The sequence below is a fragment of the Streptomyces sp. NPDC046716 genome (assembly GCF_040645755.1).
GTDB lineage: Bacteria > Actinomycetota > Actinomycetes > Streptomycetales > Streptomycetaceae > Streptomyces.
In genome coordinates this window covers 34,839-50,282 of sequence record NZ_JBEYYU010000041.1, presented here as the reverse complement: position 1 = coordinate 50,282, position 15,444 = coordinate 34,839, and the positions used below count along the sequence as shown (strand labels likewise).

Below are 15,444 nucleotides of genomic sequence, written 5' to 3'. Positions count from 1 at the left end.
GTTGTGCCGACCCGGCACCGCAGCATGTCCTGCATGGGGGGGGCGAAGATCCCCGCTGGAAGCGGATGATGGCGGGGGCCCCGGCCGGCGTTCGGCGGAGCGTACGTCTCAGATCAGGCTCTGACAGCCCTGCGTACGAAAGCCTGGGAAGTACAGGGCCGGCTCAGTCGATGACCTTGATCACCGTCGCCGGTACCCCCGCGACGACGCTCCGGGCAGGAACGTCGCGGGTCACGACGGCACCGGCAGCGACCACAGCGTCAGCACCGATGGTCACTCCCTGCAGAATCACAGCGGACGCCCCGACCCAGACGTTGCGTTCGATCCGGATCGGGGCCGACGTGATCCCGGTGCGCCGCCGAGCCGGATCCAGCGGGTGCCCCGAGGTGATCAGGCTGACGTTCGGGCCGAGCATCACCTCGTCATCGATATCGATGCCACCGACGTCGTTGAAGCGGCAGCACTGGTTCACGAAGACGTTGCGACCCACCCGGATATTCACACCGTGGTCGGTATAGACGGGCGGGATGAGATGGAAGGTCTCGTCCACCGCCTGCCCGGTGAGCTCGCTCCACCGCTCATGGATCTCTCCCTGCTGGACGTAGGCGAGCCTGTTGATCTGTTCGGCCATTGCGATCGCCCGCCGCACCTTCTGTGCAAAGTCCATGTCGTCCCTTCAGCAACAACCCTCGTGTGATTGCTGCGAGTGAAACAACGCCGCGCTGTCCCGGGCAAACAACCTCCCGGCACACCGGTCACAACCACTGGTTGTGTCGCCACGATCCGGCCATGGATGTCGAAGCGTCGGGACGTTCGCGGCGACAGCAGGCGGCGGGCGGATCGCGGCCCTCGACTCACACGTCAGAATTGCCGTGTGCCACAGTGCTTCGCGCCTGCGTGAAGGGCGATCGACGCTGGAAAAGACGCGGGAAGCAGATGCGAACCGACCCGGCCCTGCGGCGAATCACAGCTCAGCCATACGCCCGAGGCCCAGCCCCTCTTGCGGCCGACAGACGTGCAGGAGGCGGCCGCCGACCATCGCGCTCCGCCGGCTGAGCAGGGGCGGCCGCCTCTCCCCCGATACGGCGGCGAGTGCGCGCTGTGGCGAGACGGCGGCCGGGCGCGTCGAGGCCCTGTCGGCTTCGGTGCCGTACGGGGGACAGGGTCAGTACAGGGTGGGCTGGGCGGTCCAGGAGGTGAGGCCGCCGTCGACAGGCAGGGTCACACCGCTGATGAAGCCGGCGTCGTCGGAGGCGAGGAACAGGATCGCGCCGGCGATCTCGTCCGACTCACCGACCCGGCCGAGCGGGATGCGCTCCGCGTAAGCCGCGCGGACCTGCGGGTTCTCGTCGAGGATGGGACGCAGAGCCGGCGTGGCGACCGGGCCGGGGGCGACGGCGTTGACTCGTACACCCTGGTGGCCGTAGTCGACGGCCATGCTCCTGGTGAGGTTGATGACCGCGCCCTTAGCCGCGTTGTACGCGGCCATCCCGAAGTCTCCGCCCATGCCGGAGATCGACGCGGTGCTCACGATGGAGCCCTTGGAGGCGATCAGGTGCGGCAGCGCGGCACGGGCGACGTGGAACACGCCGTCCAGGTCGACGCCGAGGACGAACCGCCACGACGCGTCGTCGACGTCAGCGACGGCTCCGCCCGCGCCGACGCCCGCATTCGCGACGAGGATGTCCAGGTGGCCGTATGTGTCGGCCACTTCGTCGATGGTCGCGGTCACCGCGCTCGGGTCGGTGACGTCCAGGACTCGGGTGTCGAGCCGGGCGCCGGCGTCCGGGTGTTCCGTGACGAACCGGTCGATCGCGGGCTGCGCGACGTCGACGGCGACGACGGTGGCCCCCTCGGCCAGCAGGCGGGAGGTCACCGCGGCGCCGATGCCGGAGACCCCTCCGGTGACGAACGCGACCTTGCCGTCGAATCGGCCTTGGTAAAGGGACATCTCAGGTTCCTCTCGAGCACTCTTCGCTGATGTCTGCCGCACCGCACGGTTCGGCAGCAACGAGGGCGCGCGAAGAGCAGCGCCGGGAAGCGTGTCGGACCGCCTGCGTGCACGGACCGCTCTCCACCCTACGCCACTATCTGACAGGTGTCAGATAGTGGCGGTCAGGTGCGGAACCAGAACTCGGGTGAAGCGGCCAGGATGAGTCGCACACCGCGCTCGACATCCAGCGGCTCCTCGACCAGCCACGCCTCGATGGCCCCGACCGTGCCGGCCGCCGCGTAAGCCGCCACGACGCCGATCGCGCTCAGGTCCGCAGCCTCGATGCCCGCGGGAAGGTTCTCCGGGTGCCTGGCCAAGTGATCACGCAGGTAGTCGCGGATCACTTTCTCGAGGTTCGCGCGCAGCGGCGCCAGCAGCTGCGGATCCAGCGCGTTCCGGTACACCGCGGCGCGACCCGCGACGTGCGCGAGCAGGGCGTGCTCACCCGCGCGGAAATCAGCGAGGCCGGACATGTCTCCGTATCCGCCGACCACCTCCGCAATCTCCTCCCCCAGCGCCGAGGCGAGCAGATCGACCGGGGACCCCGCATGCCGATAAAAGGTGTCCCGCGTGACACCGGCGGTGCGGCACACTTCAGCGACGGAGAGCTTCTGGGATGGCTGCTCGGCGGCCATCTGCAGCACCGCCGCACGCAGGAGTCGTTGGGAGCGTAGGTAGCGACTGTCCACCTGGGCAGCATAGGTGTCAGGACCACAATCAAGGCACATGACTTTGCAGGTGGAAACGGACAGCGCTGGGGTCGTCCGAGCTGGCCTAGAAGGTGCTCCGCGACGGTTCCCAGACCGAGCAGTCGTGTGCGAAGAGCACGCGCCGCGGATCGAAGTCGGCAAGTCGCTCCAGCCAGTGCGGGTGGGCGGGAAGCGGCTGCTCCACGCCGTGAAGTGCCGCTTGGCGGGCCAGTTGGTCGGACGCGAAGTGGGAGGCGAAGTCGTGGGCCTGGCCGGCGAGGACTACCGCGCCGTCGGGCTGTCGGAGGACCAGCGACTGATGTCCTTTGGTGTGGCCCGGCGTCGGAATGATCCAGACACCCGGCCAGACCTCCACCTCACCGGCGAGTTCTTCGTAGGACGCGGCAGGGAAATCGATCAGCTCGACGAAGGTGTAGTCGCCGTTGCGGGCGGTGGCCAACTCGACGTCCTGGACCAGAATGGGCTTGCCGCCCAGGAGAGGGTTTCCGCCGCAGTGGTCGAAGTGGAGGTGGCAGTTCGCGACGAGGGAGATGTCGTCAGGACCGACTCCGGCCGCGGCCAGGGCCTCCTGCAAGGCCCGGCGTCGGGGACGGTAATGGGCCTCGGTCTCGGGATCGGCCTTGCCGATGCCGGAGTCGAAGAGGATCAGGCCGCGCTCGTGTTGCACCAAGTAGGCGAGCACAGGTTCGACCCGCGGCTGCGGGCCGCCGGTTTCCAACGCGGGCCGGATGAAATATCCCAGATCGAGCCGACGCACCGGCATGTTCTTCTGCATGCGGCCAGCCTCGCAGGTGTGGGTGTCCCGGTCGGCCGATCTGCCCAGAGCAGAGCCACGGCCGACCTCATCGGCCGCGGGGCGTGCGATTCACGCGCGGGGTTCAGCCTGCCGCGGAGCCTTGGCCGCGGCGCGGGCCTGCGTGAAGGCGAGGCGATGTCATTCGGCGCCGACCTGGATCAAGTTGCCGCAGAAGGTCAGCCGGTCGATCAGGGCCGCGCAGAGCCTCGGGTCGGCCTCGTGGGGGCCGGCGCACAGGTCCAACGCGGCCAGCTCGTCGAGCGGCCGGAGAAACTGACGGCATGACCGAATCGCGCATCGACGAAGAAATCGCCGAGCATCCCCGTTTCGCCCGCTACCTCCATGCTCTGGAGCAGGTCGTCGACACGGACGAGGCTGATCTGGTGGCAGCCGTGCTGCGCGATCAGGACGCCACGATGGCGGACAGCGCGGTCGGCCGTCACCTGGATCGCCGCGCCACTCAACTGCTCACCGGCCCGGCGTTCGTCACGTGGGCTCGGACCATGGCCGCACCGATCGGCGAGCGCGACTACCTCAGCCGCCGGCTGCGGGAGTGGAGGCTGCTCAGATCGATCGCATTGGGTGAAGCCTGGACAGCCGAGGAACTCATCGGGGCGACCGACTGGTGCCAGCGCACAGCCACGAACACACCGCTCATCAGCACACCCGCTGCGGTGCGGCTACTCGCCGACCACGGGCGAACCCGCCGTATCCGCAACGCGGCACGCCTCCGCCTACGACAGCTGGAGCAGTGAGACCAACTCAGTCACCTGCCGGCAGAGTCCGCGGACCGCAGGCCGCCGCGTGGCTCCGCGGTTCTGCTGCATCGGGCAAGCTCTGAGGTCATCGGGGATCCGTGCGGGCGTCATAGGCGGCGCGGGCATCGTCGATCCGGGTGAGGTGCGCGACGCTCCATTCGAGCAGGGGCGCGGTGGCCTTGCGCAGGGTGATGCCCATCTCGGTGAGCTCATAGCTGACATGTGGCGGCATCACGCCGTGGACGGTGCGCGTCAGGATTCCGTCGCGCTCCAGGCTGCGCAGTGTCACGGTGAGCATGCGCTGGCTGATGCCGTCGACGGCCCTCTTGAGCTCGGTGAAACGGCGCGGTCCGTCCTTGAGATTGCGCACGACCAGCAGCGACCACTTGTCTCCGACGATGTCGAGCACCACCCGAGTCCGGCACGCATCGCCGGGCCATGCCGCCGACTGAGGATCGCCCTGTAGCGCGTCCATGGTTACCTCCAGAGAACCGGGTCACCGAAAAGTGCCTTATTGCCTGCTGCGCGTCGTGTGCACCAGCATGCTCTTGGTACTCAAACAGTACCGAGGCACGAAAGGTAACCGCCAGAGCCGCGAACCAGCGGTATGCGCGTGACCGTGTCTTTCTGCTCCTTCGAAGGAAGATCGATGTCCACATTTCTGTTGGTGCACGGCGCTTGGCACAACGGACGGTGCTGGGAGCGGGTGGTACCGCTGCTGGAGGCCGCCGGGCACCGGGTGTTCGCGCCGTCCCTGACAGGCTTTGGCGACAAGGCACATCTGCTCGGTCCGGAGGTGGGTCTCGATACGCACGTCGACGACGTGGTCGGGCTGATCGCCGAGGAGAACCTCAGCGACGTCGTGCTCGTCGGCCACAGCTACGCAGGGCTGGTGATCTCCTCCGCGGCCAACCGGATTCCGGAACGCATCGCGCACCTGGTCTACCTCGACGCGATGGTCCCGGAGGACGGCGAGTCCGCAGTCGACGTCATCCCCGTGACACGGCAACTGATCGAGCTCGCAGAGAACTCCGAGAGCGGCTGGCGCGTGCCGCCGATGCCCGAACAGCCCGCTCCCCTCGGCCTGTTCGGCGTCACCGACCCGGACGACGTCGCCTGGCTGCGCACGATGCTCTCGGACCAGCCGGTGCGCTGTCTGCAGCAGCCGGTGCGACTGGACAACCCAGCCGTTGACGCGATCCCGCGCACGCACATTCACAATGTCGGCGCCATGCCGGCGGGCGTCACCCATCGCCCCGTCCCCTCGATCCAGCCCAACGGCAGTGCCGCCCAGGTCTGGGAGCTCCCGACCGGTCACGACTGCATGATCACCATGCCGAGCGAACTCAGCGAACTGCTCCTCAAACTCTCCTAGTCAGGGGCTGTCGCCCATGTGTCACGCCCGCATCAGGAGCGAGGCATGGGTGACAACTGCCTGGTAGGACTCGGCGGTCTTGTCGTAGCGGGTCCCGGTGCCGGGCCAGGCGGGGTTGGCCGTAGCGCTGTCGAGCGGCTCAAGGAACTGCTCGACTCCTACAGTGACGGCATGCCCCCGGGCGGGTCTGGGGCGTGGAGACCGAAGGCGCGCGAGCCCTGTCGGCGGCCCTTGCCTCTGGAGCACAAGGTCGGACTCCGGTGACGGCCATGTCCCTCGGAACCTTGGGCGGCGTCACGGACCGTACCGGGTCAGGCGTCGGCGATGCCGTTGCCGCTCAGCTTGGCGACGGTGTCCTCGGAGCGTGCCAGGGACCGGGCACCGGCGCGGAATTGGTCGAGCTTGTCGACGATGGTCCGGCCGACGGGGAGGTGTCCCCAGATGCTGATGCCCTGGTGGATGGTGGGCTCCCAGATGCTCTCGTCGATGACGATCGGGTTCCAGCCGACTTCCCATTCGAAGCCTGAGGGGGTACGGGCGTAGTAGGACAGTTCCTTGTCGTTGGTGTGCTGCCCGACGGACAGGGCCATGTCGAAGCCGAGTTCGTGCACGCGCTGGTAGCTCTGGGCGACGTCGTCGAGGGTGGCGGCCTGGATGTTGAGGTGCTGCACCCGGGTACGGACCGGGTCGACGGGCAGGCCGCGGGTGGCGGCCACCGCGATGGAATGGTGCCGCTCGTTGACGCGCAGGAAGCGGATCTTGAGCTTGACGCCGCTGATGGTCTCGTCGATGTAGTCGGTCAGCCGGGCATCGAAGACGGTGTTGAAGTAGCCGCGGATCCTTGTCGGCTTCGTTGAGGTCAGCGCGACATGCCCCATACCGGAGTCGCCCGTGACGAAGCCCGAGGCGAGCATGCGCAGCGGCTCGGCCGCTCGAAGCGCATTGGTGTAGATCTCCTGGGCGATGCCCTTGGGGCCGGGGAAGCGCAGCAGGCGCTCCACGCCGCGCAGAGCCGCTTCCTCGTCGGAGCCTTGTGTCACGGGTACGCCGTGAGCGCGGATGCGGGCTTCGATCTGTTCGAAGGAGGTGTGGTCGTCGATGTGCCAGCCGAGGGCGACCACGTCCTCGGCGGGGCCCTTGCGCAGCAGGAAGCGGCATTCCTGGTCGTCGAGGCGGAATCGCATCAGGTCGGATGCGAGAGCGTCGTGGTGCATGCCGATGGCGTCGGTGCCAAAGCGCTGCCAGTCGGCGAAGTGGTTGGTCTCGATGACGATGTAGCCGAGGTGGACGGCGCCGAAGACGGACGGGGCACTGGTCCGGGTGCTCATCGGTGACCTGCCAGGAAGTCGGCGCAGAGACGGTTGAACAGTTCGGCGCGTTCGAACTGGACCCAGTGGCCGGTGTTGGCGACCACGTAGAGGTCGCAGTCGGGCAGACGCTCGGCGAGCAGGTGGCCGCCCGAGGGCCGGTTGACCTTGTCCCGGGCGCCCCACAGCACGAGGGTGGGTACCGGCAGCCGGCGCAGGCGCCGGTCCCGGGTGAAGTCCATCTTGACCAGCGTGCGCAGCGCGTTCGGGCCGGACGGGCGGCGCAGCGGCGGTGCGGCGATCACGTCGGGGTCGATGCTGGCCCGGTAGCGCTCGTCGATGGCGGCGTCCGGCACATCGGCCGCGTTGAAGACGAGGTAGTGGCGGATGAACTTCTCCAGCTTGAGCCGGGAAGGGCCGTCCCCGCTGTAGTAGTTGAGCAGGCTGTTCAGGCCGGGGGTGGGCAGGGCGCGGGTGGTGCCGATACCGCCGGGTCCCATCAGGACCATGCGGTCGACGCGGTCGGGGGTGTCCAGGGCCAGGCGCAGCGCGCAGGCTCCGCCGTAGGAGTTGCCGACCAGATGGGCTTTGTGGAGGCCGAGTTGGTCGAGCAGGCCGCGGATGCCGTCGGCGAGGAAGCCGAAGGGGTCGGTGCCGTCGATGCCCTTGGTGCTGCGGCCGTAGCCGGGCAGATCGGGAACGATGACGCGGTGGTTCTCGGCCAGGGCCGCGATGTTGCGCGTGTAGTTGGAGACACCGGAGGCGCCCGGGCCGCCGCCGTGCAACAGCAGCACGGGCGGGCCCTCTCCGGTTTCCGCGGCGAAGATCTTCCTTCCGCCGCCGATGTCGTACGTCGTCTCCTGCATCTTCGGCAGACCGGTGGTCGTGGTCATGGTGTCGGTGTCCTCACGAGATGGTGGACGCGGCCGGGCGGGCAGCGGTGCGGAGGGCGAAGTCCCGGGGCGGTGGCGAAAGCAGGCCTGTCGTGGCGGCCGCGTAGACGTAGGCGTCGGGCCGCAGCGCGAGGGTGGTGGCGCGGTGTTCGCCCATCCACGGCAGCAGCACGTTGTCGGTGTCGACGAGGGTGTCGCCGGCCGGTCGGCTGCCGGCTGGGGTGAGGGTCACCGACGGCACGTCGAGGCGGTCCCAGGCGGGTTGCGGCGTGGCCGTACGGGCGTGCAGCAGCAGCCACCGGCCGGCCAGTGCGTCGTCCAGGCGCACGCGGTTGCCGCCGGGATCGAGGACCCAGGGCTGGGGGATCTGACGGCCGGAGGCCTTGGCGTGCGGCGTGGCCTGCAGGCCTGCGTCGTAGTGGGCAACGGGGATCCACTGGGAGGCCTGCAGCCGGTTGGCGAAGCCGGGCACCCGGTCGAGTGCGCGCAGGGCGTGGTCGCGGATTCGCGTGAGTGCCGGACGGCGCTCGGTGATCATGCGTCCGACGAACACGGCCCGCTTGGTGACCTCCATGACGTGCGGTTTGCGCTCGGTCTCGTAGCTGTCGAGCACGCTGTCGGGCAGCTCTCCGCGGAGTACGGCTTCCAGCTTCCAGCAGAGGTTGGCCACGTCCCGGACGCCGGCGGCCATGCCCTGACCGATCCAGGGCGGCATGGCGTGCGCGGCATCGCCGGCGAGGAAGACCCGACCGACGCGGAAACGGGCGGCGAAGCGGACGTGGTGGCTGTAGACGGTGGCCCGCAGGACCTTGATGCTGTCGCGGCCGATCCCGTACCGGGAGATCAACTGGTACACGGCGTCCTCGGTGACCAGGTGCTTCTCGTCGTCGTCGGGCAGCAGCGGGAACTCGTAGCGGTGGTGCCCCAGCGGTGTGGGGCAGTCCACGGCCGGGCGGGCCGGGTCGCAGTGGAAGCGCAGTGTGTCGTGGCCGGGCCAGGGCTTGAGCATCTTGGTGTCGATGACGACCCAGCGGTCCTCGTAGGTGCGCCCCTCGTATCCGATGTTCAGCTGGGCGCGGGTGAGGCTGGAACCGCCGTCGGCGGCGATGACGTAGGACGCGCGCAGCCGCCGGACAGAGTCGTCGTGGGTGCCGGCCAGGGTCAGCTCGACTCCGGTGGAGTCCTGACGGACCCGCAGGCACTCGTGCTCGAGGAGGATTTCGACGTTCGGGTAACGGTCGACGCCTTCTCGCAGCACCTGTTCCAGGGCCGGCTGGTAGATGAACATCTGGGGCGGGTGACCGTGCCCGCGCGGGGTCGGTCGGGCGCTGAGGAAGGGTCGTCCGGCCGCGTCCACGAAGTCGACGGGCCGCTCGGTCAGCATGTCCTGCTTCAGCCGTTCGGCCAGGCCGATGCGCTGCCAGATGCGCACCACCTCCTCGTCGGTGGAGATGGCCCGGGCGCGCGTGAAGATCTCGGCGTCCCGTTCCACGACAACGACTCGCAGGCCCGTCGCGCCCAGCAGATTCGCCGCGGTCACACCCGTGGGGCCATAGCCGATCACCGCCACGTCGTAGGCGGTGTCTTCGGCCTCTGCACCGGCCCGGGTCTCACTCATCGGGCCCCCTCGCTGTCGATCACGTCGCAGAATCCTTAATGTAGTGGTCACTCTAATTGGAGTGAATGCTACGGTAGGCTTGCTGTCGAAGACGGTCAAGCGCCGAGCACACACCAGGAAGGGCACCCGTCATGGCCCCGCAGACACCCCGCAAGAAGCGCGCCAACGGAGTGGAATCGCGGCAGCGCATCCTCGACGCCACCGTGGAGATCGCGGGCGAGCGGGGGTACGAGGGCACGTCGATCGCGGCGGTCAGCACCAAGTGCGGACTGCCTGCCAGCTCGATCTACTGGCACTTCAAGGACAAGGACGACCTCATCGCCGCGGTCATCGAGCGCAGCTTCGAAACGTGGCTCGCCGCCGTCGAGCTGCCGGGCGAAGAGACCGGCACCCCGCTGGAGCGGCTCACCGGCATGGCAGCGAGCGTGGCGAAGTCACTGGTCGATGCCCCCGACTTCCTCCGGCTCGGGCTGATGCTCGCCCTGGAACGGCGCCCCACCGAGCCTCGGGGCCGGGCGGTGTTCCTCCAGGTCCGGGACATCGCAGGCGCAAAGATCGTCGAAATGGCCAGGACGCTCGTCCCCACCCTCGACGAGGAGTCCGTCCGCCTGCTCACGGCCTACGCCATCGCCGGTGCCGATGGACTGTTCGTCCAGCGGGAGATCCACGGGGACGCCGTCGACTTGGTCGCGATGTTCGAACTGCACGCTGAACTGGTCTACGCCGCGGCGGTGCGGATGGCAGCGAAAGGCGAGGAATGAACACGGTCAGCCGACGGTCGCGGGGGCCACGCCCGATTGCGGCCTGATGCGGCGCACTGCACGACACCGCCCGCGCCGCTTCCCGTTCCCGGACCACGGCCCGGCCTCGATCTGTCCGAGGCCGGGCCGCAGCGCAGGCAGTTGCAGCCCACGGTGGCCCCTCTCTCCTCTTCCGGTCCCTCCCGCAAACCCCTCCGTCGCCGCCACGCCGGACTTCGTCAAAGGCTCCGCGCACAGACGCCCCTGCCTCGTCATGCGGACCGGCGGAACGCGGTCGACGGCCGGGACGGCACTTCCCCTTGCACTGCAGACAGCACGAAAGGCCACTTCATGCCTCTCTCTGCACAGCGCATCGACGTCCACCAGCACGCGGTGCCCGACTTCTACCGCGACGAACTCGCCGCGGCCGGCATCGCCGCCGCCGGCGGGCGAGCCCTGCCCGACTGGAACCCCAAGTCCGCCCTGAACCTGATGGACCAGCTGGAGATCGCGACATCGATCCTCTCCGTGTCCACACCGGGCACCGGTTTCCTCACCACCTCAAGCGAAGCGGTCGCCCTGGCCCGACGGCTCAACTCCTATTGCGCCGCTCTGACCGTCGATCACCCCGGCCGTTTCGGCTTCTTCGCCACCCTGCCCATGCCCGACGCCGACGCCTCCTCCGCCGAGGCCACACGTGCGCTGGACGACCTGGGCGCTGACGGTGTCACCCTGCTCGCCAACAACCAAGGCACCTACCTGGGCGCCGAAGGGCAGGACGCGCTGTGGCACACCCTCAACGACCGCAACGCAGTGGTCTTCGTCCACCCAGCGGATCTCCCGGCATCCACGGTCGACGGCATCCCCGCCTTCGCCGCCGACTTTCTCCTGGACACGACCCGCGCCGCCTATCTCCTGGTCCGCAACGGCATCCTGCGGCGTTACCCCAACATCCGATTCATCCTCAGCCACGCCGGCGGCTTCGTGCCCTACTCCTCGCACCGCATGGCCATCAGCATCGCCAACGACACGGCGCGCAGCCCGCTCGACGTGCTCGACGACTTGCGTTCCTTCTACTTCGACACGGCTTTGTCCTCCAGTCCGGCATCCCTTCCCACTCTTCTGGCCTTCGCCCGTCCCGGACACATACTCTTCGGCAGCGACTGGCCCTTCGCCCCCACCGCAGCAGGGCAGTACTTCGTCAACGGCCTGGAGGGCAACGTCGACGTAGACACACTCAAGGCCGTCAACCGCTCCAACGCCGAAACGCTCTTCCCTCGCCTGGCCGCCACTCCCCCAGCACAACTCCCCACTCCTGCCGCCGCGGTGCGCCTGCGCCGCGCAGCCCAGCGCACCGCAGCGCGTCTGGTCTTCAAGCTCCTCCAGCCAGCTCCGGCAGGGCGAGGTTGAGGGCGGAGAAGGGGGCTGCGGCGAGGACCGGAGTGAGACACCTGAAGGCGAACACACCGTGCAAAGCCGTGATCAGCCGCACTCTGACGGGAGCCCGGCAGCTGCACTCGCCGGGCCACTGCCAGGGTCTGTCCGATGGGTCCTATGCGCTGATCTGGGCCGCGGCCCAGTGTTCGCTGCACGAACGGGGTCGCATGGCACGGAAAGCACTACGTGACCCTGGCTGAGCTATTGGTTCGCCTCGGCAGTTTCGGCCTCGGCCTGACGTGGTGGGACGTCAGGGCTGGCGACGCGCGCGTACTCAGCGAACTTCGCCGCCACTACCCGGGGGCCGAGGACCTCTGAACGGGCGCGTCACCACGGACGTGGTCACAGGCGGATCGCGGCAACGGTGACCGTCCCGGCCTGTCAGTACCGGCCGCTACTGTCTGCCGGATGGAACACACGATCCCCCGCGGCAACTGGCTCGACGACGACATCTTCCGTGCCTGCGTGAGAGAGGTGGCACCGCTGCGTCCGGGCTCATGGAGCTTGTCGGAGTTCGCGCACGCGACGTCCGCGCTGGGCTGGCAACTCCGGGAGCCGAGGGAGGTCGCGGGCCAGGTCTGGCACAGGTTCACTGCCCGGAAGGGTCCCTCGGCCGGTTACGGCACGCTGATCGCCGACGCCTCGGAACCCGAACAGGTGCGCAGGCTGGACATCCGGGTCGTCGACCTGCCCGACGAAGACGTGCTCGGCGCCGTGGACCGCGTCCGCGCCGCATGGTGGGTCATGGAGGAGGAGCTGGGCCCGCCTGCCCTGTGGGGCGGCTCCTCAGGCCCGTGGATGTTGTGGCGGCAACCCGACCCCGCCCTCCCCGCCCTTCAGGTACACGCGCATGACGGCGGCGAGATGAGCCTCGCGCTCCTGCCACCCGACGCGCACGCCGACACCTTCGGCCAGGCCCGTGCGCGAGGTCGCTGGCAGGCCACCGAGGCGTCCATACCTTCTTCCCAGGTGGTTGCGGACAGGTCCGGAACCACCTGGGAAGACGTGGAGAAGCGCCTATGCGAAGCGCTGCGATCCCTCATCCACGACGTCCCGTACTTTCCCGGCAGGTTCATCCTGCACCTGGGGGTGGCTCAGGATCCTCTGCGCTTTGTCCAGTGTTGGAGCCAGGACCTGACCCTCGTCATCGAGGCCACCGGATCCATGCGCCAGCCGAATCCGGCCGACACCGCCAGGCTCATCCGGAGCGGCTGGGAGAACTCCCGCTCGATGTGGCAACGCCGCTTCCCGTACGCCATGAAAGACCGCGCCCACGCCGCGACGGCCGCCAGCATGCTCGTCGATGAGTTGCGACAGTTCGGCACCGATCCGGCCGAGCTCTCCCACGACGGCACCATGAGCGGCCGCGGACACCGCCTCCACATCGACCTGCCGGACCTGGGCATCCCGCGCCTCCACCACCGCGCCGACATCTGAACCCCGTTGGGCAAGGTGCTCGTTGCCGAACCGGACGACAGCGGCGTGCCCCACTCTCACATCGCGGCTGACGGCGATGCCCCGAGCCGACTCTCCACCCCTAATCCGCCGTCACCGGCCTCTCTCGGAGAAGGCTGATTCATCGCCGGACCGTGCAGACGGCCACCGCCTCAGAAGCAGACAGGAATGAAATCGAGGAGCAACACCTCATCGAGTCAGGTCTGAGGGCAACAAAGAACCTCACCGCGCTACTTCCAGGGAATGATCTCGATGTCGTCCTCGGCCCGCACGGTCGCGGTTACGTTCCGGCGGCCGTTGGCGAACAACGCTGCGGTGAGAGTCTCCCGCGCCTTGCTCTTGGCCTCCCGATCGTCAGCGGTTTCCACGACGAGGTTGAACGTGACGTTCCCGGCGTCGTCGCGCCGCCAGGAGAGACTGCCTCTGGAACCTCGGGGGTCGTAGGGCGCGAGTGCGTCGTTCAGGTCGCTCAGTTCGGCTCCCGTGGGCTCCTTGGTGAAGTCGACGGGCACGCTGGCGAGGTAGTAGGTCATGCGGAGACCGTACGTCAGTCCGAGGCCAGTGGATGTGGGCGGAAACCTCCGCACCGGACGGCCGGCCATCGGTCTCACGAGGAGGCGGCCGACCTTGCCAGACCCAGACGGGCCAGGGCGCGGTCGTGGACGCGGCTCAGGAGCAGCAGGGCGCAGGTGGCGCCGATCAGGGCGCAGAACATGTCCCACTGGGTGTCCCACACGTCTCCCTGGGTGCCCAGGAACGCGTCGGCGGCGTCGCCTCCGGTGACCGCCGCGAGCCATTCCAGCATCTCGAAGACGGCGCTGAAGGCCAGGCAGGCGCAGATGGTGAGCGCGGGGAGCCAGCGGCTGTTGCGCAGCGGGGAGGTGCGGACGAGGAGTTCGCGAACCAGGACGGCCGGGACGAAGCCCTGCATGAAGTGGCCGAAGCGGTCGTAGGGGTTGCGGTTCCATCCGAGCCAGTCGCGCACCCAGTCCCCCGCGGGCACCTCCGCGTAGGTGTAGTGGCCGCCCACGATGAGGACCAGGGCGTGCGCAGCCAGCAGCCCGCACAGCAGTCCGCTCAACGGGAAACGGTGGCGCAGCAGGATCGCCAGCGGCAGTCCCGCCATCACCCACACCGTCTCCAGCAGCCAGGTCGTCGGATCGGCCGCACCGAACCACGACACGACGAGCGCCACGGTCACCGCGACGGCGAGGACAGCCGGCAGGCGGCGCCGGGGCAACAGGCTCACGGCCGGCGTCGGGGCGGGGGCGGGGTGGGTGGCGGTCATCGCCTGCTCCTCATGTTTCGGTGCGGGCCACCACTGTCGGGCTCAGCCGCGACCGCCCTCATGAGTACGGGTACTCAGACCACCGCGTCGCATCTCCCCGATCGGCATGAGTGATGGCCGCACCATGTGCGGGAGGCGGCGGAGAGGTCGATCGCCTGCGCGTACTCACCGATCTCCACGAGGACGGCCTGCTCGATGTCCGCTGCCGTGGCTGGCACCCCTAAAGCGGTCACGAGCAGATGCGAGGTTCCTGTCATGCCGCAAAATCTCGCGGCGGGGAACCGTGCTGCATGGCGATACTGGGCTGGTGAGCGACGCCTTGGCCGAGTACGAAGCCGATACTGAGCAGTTGATGCGAAGGGTCTACCTCGGCGTACGCGAGGGCAGCCTTGACCCACAGGACGTCGTCACCCTCGCATGTGAACTGCTCGACAGGTTCCATCACACCGATGCCGTCCTGGAGGTCGTCGAGCGGAACCCGGCCGAGGTGTCGCAGGCGGAGATGACCGCGTTGGCCCTGCGGATCCTGGCCGACGTGGGCTTCGATCCCGGCTTCGACCTCGCTCCCGAGCGTTTGGAGACGTTGCGTGCGGCTCTGGGGATCGTGGCCCGAGATCTGCCCACGCGTGGGATCAAGGGCAAACCGGAGATCGAGATCCTCGAGGACTGGTTCCCGGTGGGAGCCGGTGTCCGTCTTGCCGACGGCGAACGACTCACCTGGGGCGGCCCCATCCTGCCGCACATGTGCGACGACCCGGCCACAGCATTGACCGGCCTGGCCATCCTGATCCAGGAGAGCCTGCTCGAACGGACCTGGCAGGTGTGGCCGGAGTGCCCGCACCACGGCCTCGGTGCCCACGGATCGGAGCGGGAGAGTGAGGCTGTGTGGTGGTGCGCGGGCGATGGCGGACACATACTGGCGCCGGTCGGCGAACTCGCGCGCGCTCTCGGCCGCCATCGCCCCACGTAGAGCAGGCCGGAGTGCAGTTCGCTTGGGTGTAGCTCCTATCAAGGCAGAGCCATGCCGCGGGCCGCGGCGGCCCCGCCCCTGCACACGTACCTTTACGGCTTATG

Annotated in this window: 16 protein-coding genes; 6 read left to right on the top strand and 10 right to left on the bottom strand. The window is 68.5% G+C overall.

What is annotated here, in order from left to right:
• Positions 1–163: 163 nt before the first annotated feature.
• From ABZ930_RS27465 to ABZ930_RS27450, 4 genes are all read right to left on the bottom strand, one after another.
• Positions 164–667: a DapH/DapD/GlmU-related protein gene (locus ABZ930_RS27465; RefSeq protein ID WP_361553058.1), complete on the bottom strand. Its 504-nt coding sequence runs from the start codon at positions 665–667 to the stop codon at positions 164–166.
• Positions 668–1,165: 498 nt separating this feature from the next.
• Positions 1,166–1,951, bottom strand: coding sequence for an SDR family NAD(P)-dependent oxidoreductase (locus tag ABZ930_RS27460; protein WP_361553055.1), 786 nt, complete (start codon positions 1,949–1,951; stop codon positions 1,166–1,168).
• Positions 1,952–2,115: 164 nt separating this feature from the next.
• Positions 2,116–2,682, bottom strand: a complete 567-nt coding sequence (locus ABZ930_RS27455; protein WP_361553052.1) for a hypothetical protein — start codon at positions 2,680–2,682, stop codon at positions 2,116–2,118.
• An 85-nt stretch (positions 2,683–2,767) separates the two neighbouring features.
• Positions 2,768–3,478, bottom strand: a complete 711-nt coding sequence (locus tag ABZ930_RS27450) for an N-acyl homoserine lactonase family protein (RefSeq protein ID WP_361553049.1) — start codon at positions 3,476–3,478, stop codon at positions 2,768–2,770.
• A gap of 302 nt (positions 3,479–3,780) precedes the next feature.
• Here ABZ930_RS27450 and ABZ930_RS27445 point away from each other — a divergent pair, with 302 nt between their 5' ends.
• Positions 3,781–4,254: a hypothetical protein gene (locus ABZ930_RS27445; protein ID WP_361553046.1), complete on the top strand. Its 474-nt coding sequence runs from the start codon at positions 3,781–3,783 to the stop codon at positions 4,252–4,254.
• An 88-nt stretch (positions 4,255–4,342) separates the two neighbouring features.
• Here ABZ930_RS27445 and ABZ930_RS27440 read toward each other — a convergent pair whose 3' ends face one another.
• Positions 4,343–4,732, bottom strand: coding sequence for a helix-turn-helix domain-containing protein (locus ABZ930_RS27440; RefSeq protein ID WP_361553043.1), 390 nt, complete (start codon positions 4,730–4,732; stop codon positions 4,343–4,345).
• A gap of 174 nt (positions 4,733–4,906) precedes the next feature.
• On the opposite strand from ABZ930_RS27440, the gene ABZ930_RS27435 reads away from it, so the two are divergent.
• Complete coding sequence (locus ABZ930_RS27435) at positions 4,907–5,632, top strand: alpha/beta fold hydrolase (protein ID WP_361553157.1); 726 nt, start codon at positions 4,907–4,909, stop codon at positions 5,630–5,632.
• Positions 5,633–5,943: 311 nt separating this feature from the next.
• On the opposite strand, the gene ABZ930_RS27430 is transcribed toward ABZ930_RS27435, so the two are convergent.
• The 3 genes from ABZ930_RS27430 to ABZ930_RS27420 are packed head-to-tail and all read right to left on the bottom strand — an operon-like array spanning position 5,944 to position 9,450.
• On the bottom strand, positions 5,944–6,960 hold the full coding sequence (locus tag ABZ930_RS27430; protein WP_361553040.1) for a VOC family protein: 1,017 nt from the start codon (positions 6,958–6,960) through the stop codon (positions 5,944–5,946).
• Positions 6,957–7,832 (bottom strand): alpha/beta fold hydrolase, encoded by an 876-nt coding sequence (locus ABZ930_RS27425; protein ID WP_361553038.1) that lies wholly within the window; start codon positions 7,830–7,832, stop codon positions 6,957–6,959. The genes ABZ930_RS27430 and ABZ930_RS27425 overlap by 4 nt, the downstream gene beginning before the upstream one ends.
• Positions 7,833–7,845: 13 nt before the next feature.
• Complete coding sequence (locus tag ABZ930_RS27420) at positions 7,846–9,450, bottom strand: bifunctional 3-(3-hydroxy-phenyl)propionate/3-hydroxycinnamic acid hydroxylase (protein WP_361553035.1); 1,605 nt, start codon at positions 9,448–9,450, stop codon at positions 7,846–7,848.
• Between the two features lie 131 nt (positions 9,451–9,581).
• Between ABZ930_RS27420 and ABZ930_RS27415 the strand changes: the two genes are divergently transcribed.
• From ABZ930_RS27415 to ABZ930_RS27405, 3 genes are all read left to right on the top strand, one after another.
• The gene (locus ABZ930_RS27415) at positions 9,582–10,211 is read left to right on the top strand and encodes a TetR/AcrR family transcriptional regulator (protein ID WP_361553032.1); all 630 of its coding nucleotides are present in this window, start codon (positions 9,582–9,584) and stop codon (positions 10,209–10,211) included.
• A 330-nt stretch (positions 10,212–10,541) separates the two neighbouring features.
• A complete protein-coding gene (locus ABZ930_RS27410) occupies positions 10,542–11,600 on the top strand; it encodes an amidohydrolase family protein (protein ID WP_361553029.1) in 1,059 nt (352 codons plus the stop codon).
• Between the two features lie 435 nt (positions 11,601–12,035).
• Positions 12,036–13,064 carry a hypothetical protein gene (locus ABZ930_RS27405; protein ID WP_361553027.1) on the top strand — a complete coding sequence of 343 codons (1,029 nt, stop codon included), beginning with the start codon at positions 12,036–12,038 and terminating at the stop codon, positions 13,062–13,064.
• 248 nt (positions 13,065–13,312) lie between these two features.
• Here ABZ930_RS27405 and ABZ930_RS27400 read toward each other — a convergent pair whose 3' ends face one another.
• Both ABZ930_RS27400 and ABZ930_RS27395 read right to left on the bottom strand, forming a co-directional pair.
• Positions 13,313–13,615: a hypothetical protein gene (locus ABZ930_RS27400; protein WP_361553024.1), complete on the bottom strand. Its 303-nt coding sequence runs from the start codon at positions 13,613–13,615 to the stop codon at positions 13,313–13,315.
• Between the two features lie 74 nt (positions 13,616–13,689).
• Positions 13,690–14,370 (bottom strand): DUF2238 domain-containing protein, encoded by a 681-nt coding sequence (locus tag ABZ930_RS27395; RefSeq protein WP_361553021.1) that lies wholly within the window; start codon positions 14,368–14,370, stop codon positions 13,690–13,692.
• A gap of 307 nt (positions 14,371–14,677) precedes the next feature.
• Between ABZ930_RS27395 and ABZ930_RS27390 the strand changes: the two genes are divergently transcribed.
• Entirely contained in the window at positions 14,678–15,340 is a 663-nt protein-coding gene (locus tag ABZ930_RS27390) for a hypothetical protein (protein ID WP_361553018.1), read from the top strand.
• The last annotated feature ends 104 nt before the right edge of the window (positions 15,341–15,444 follow it).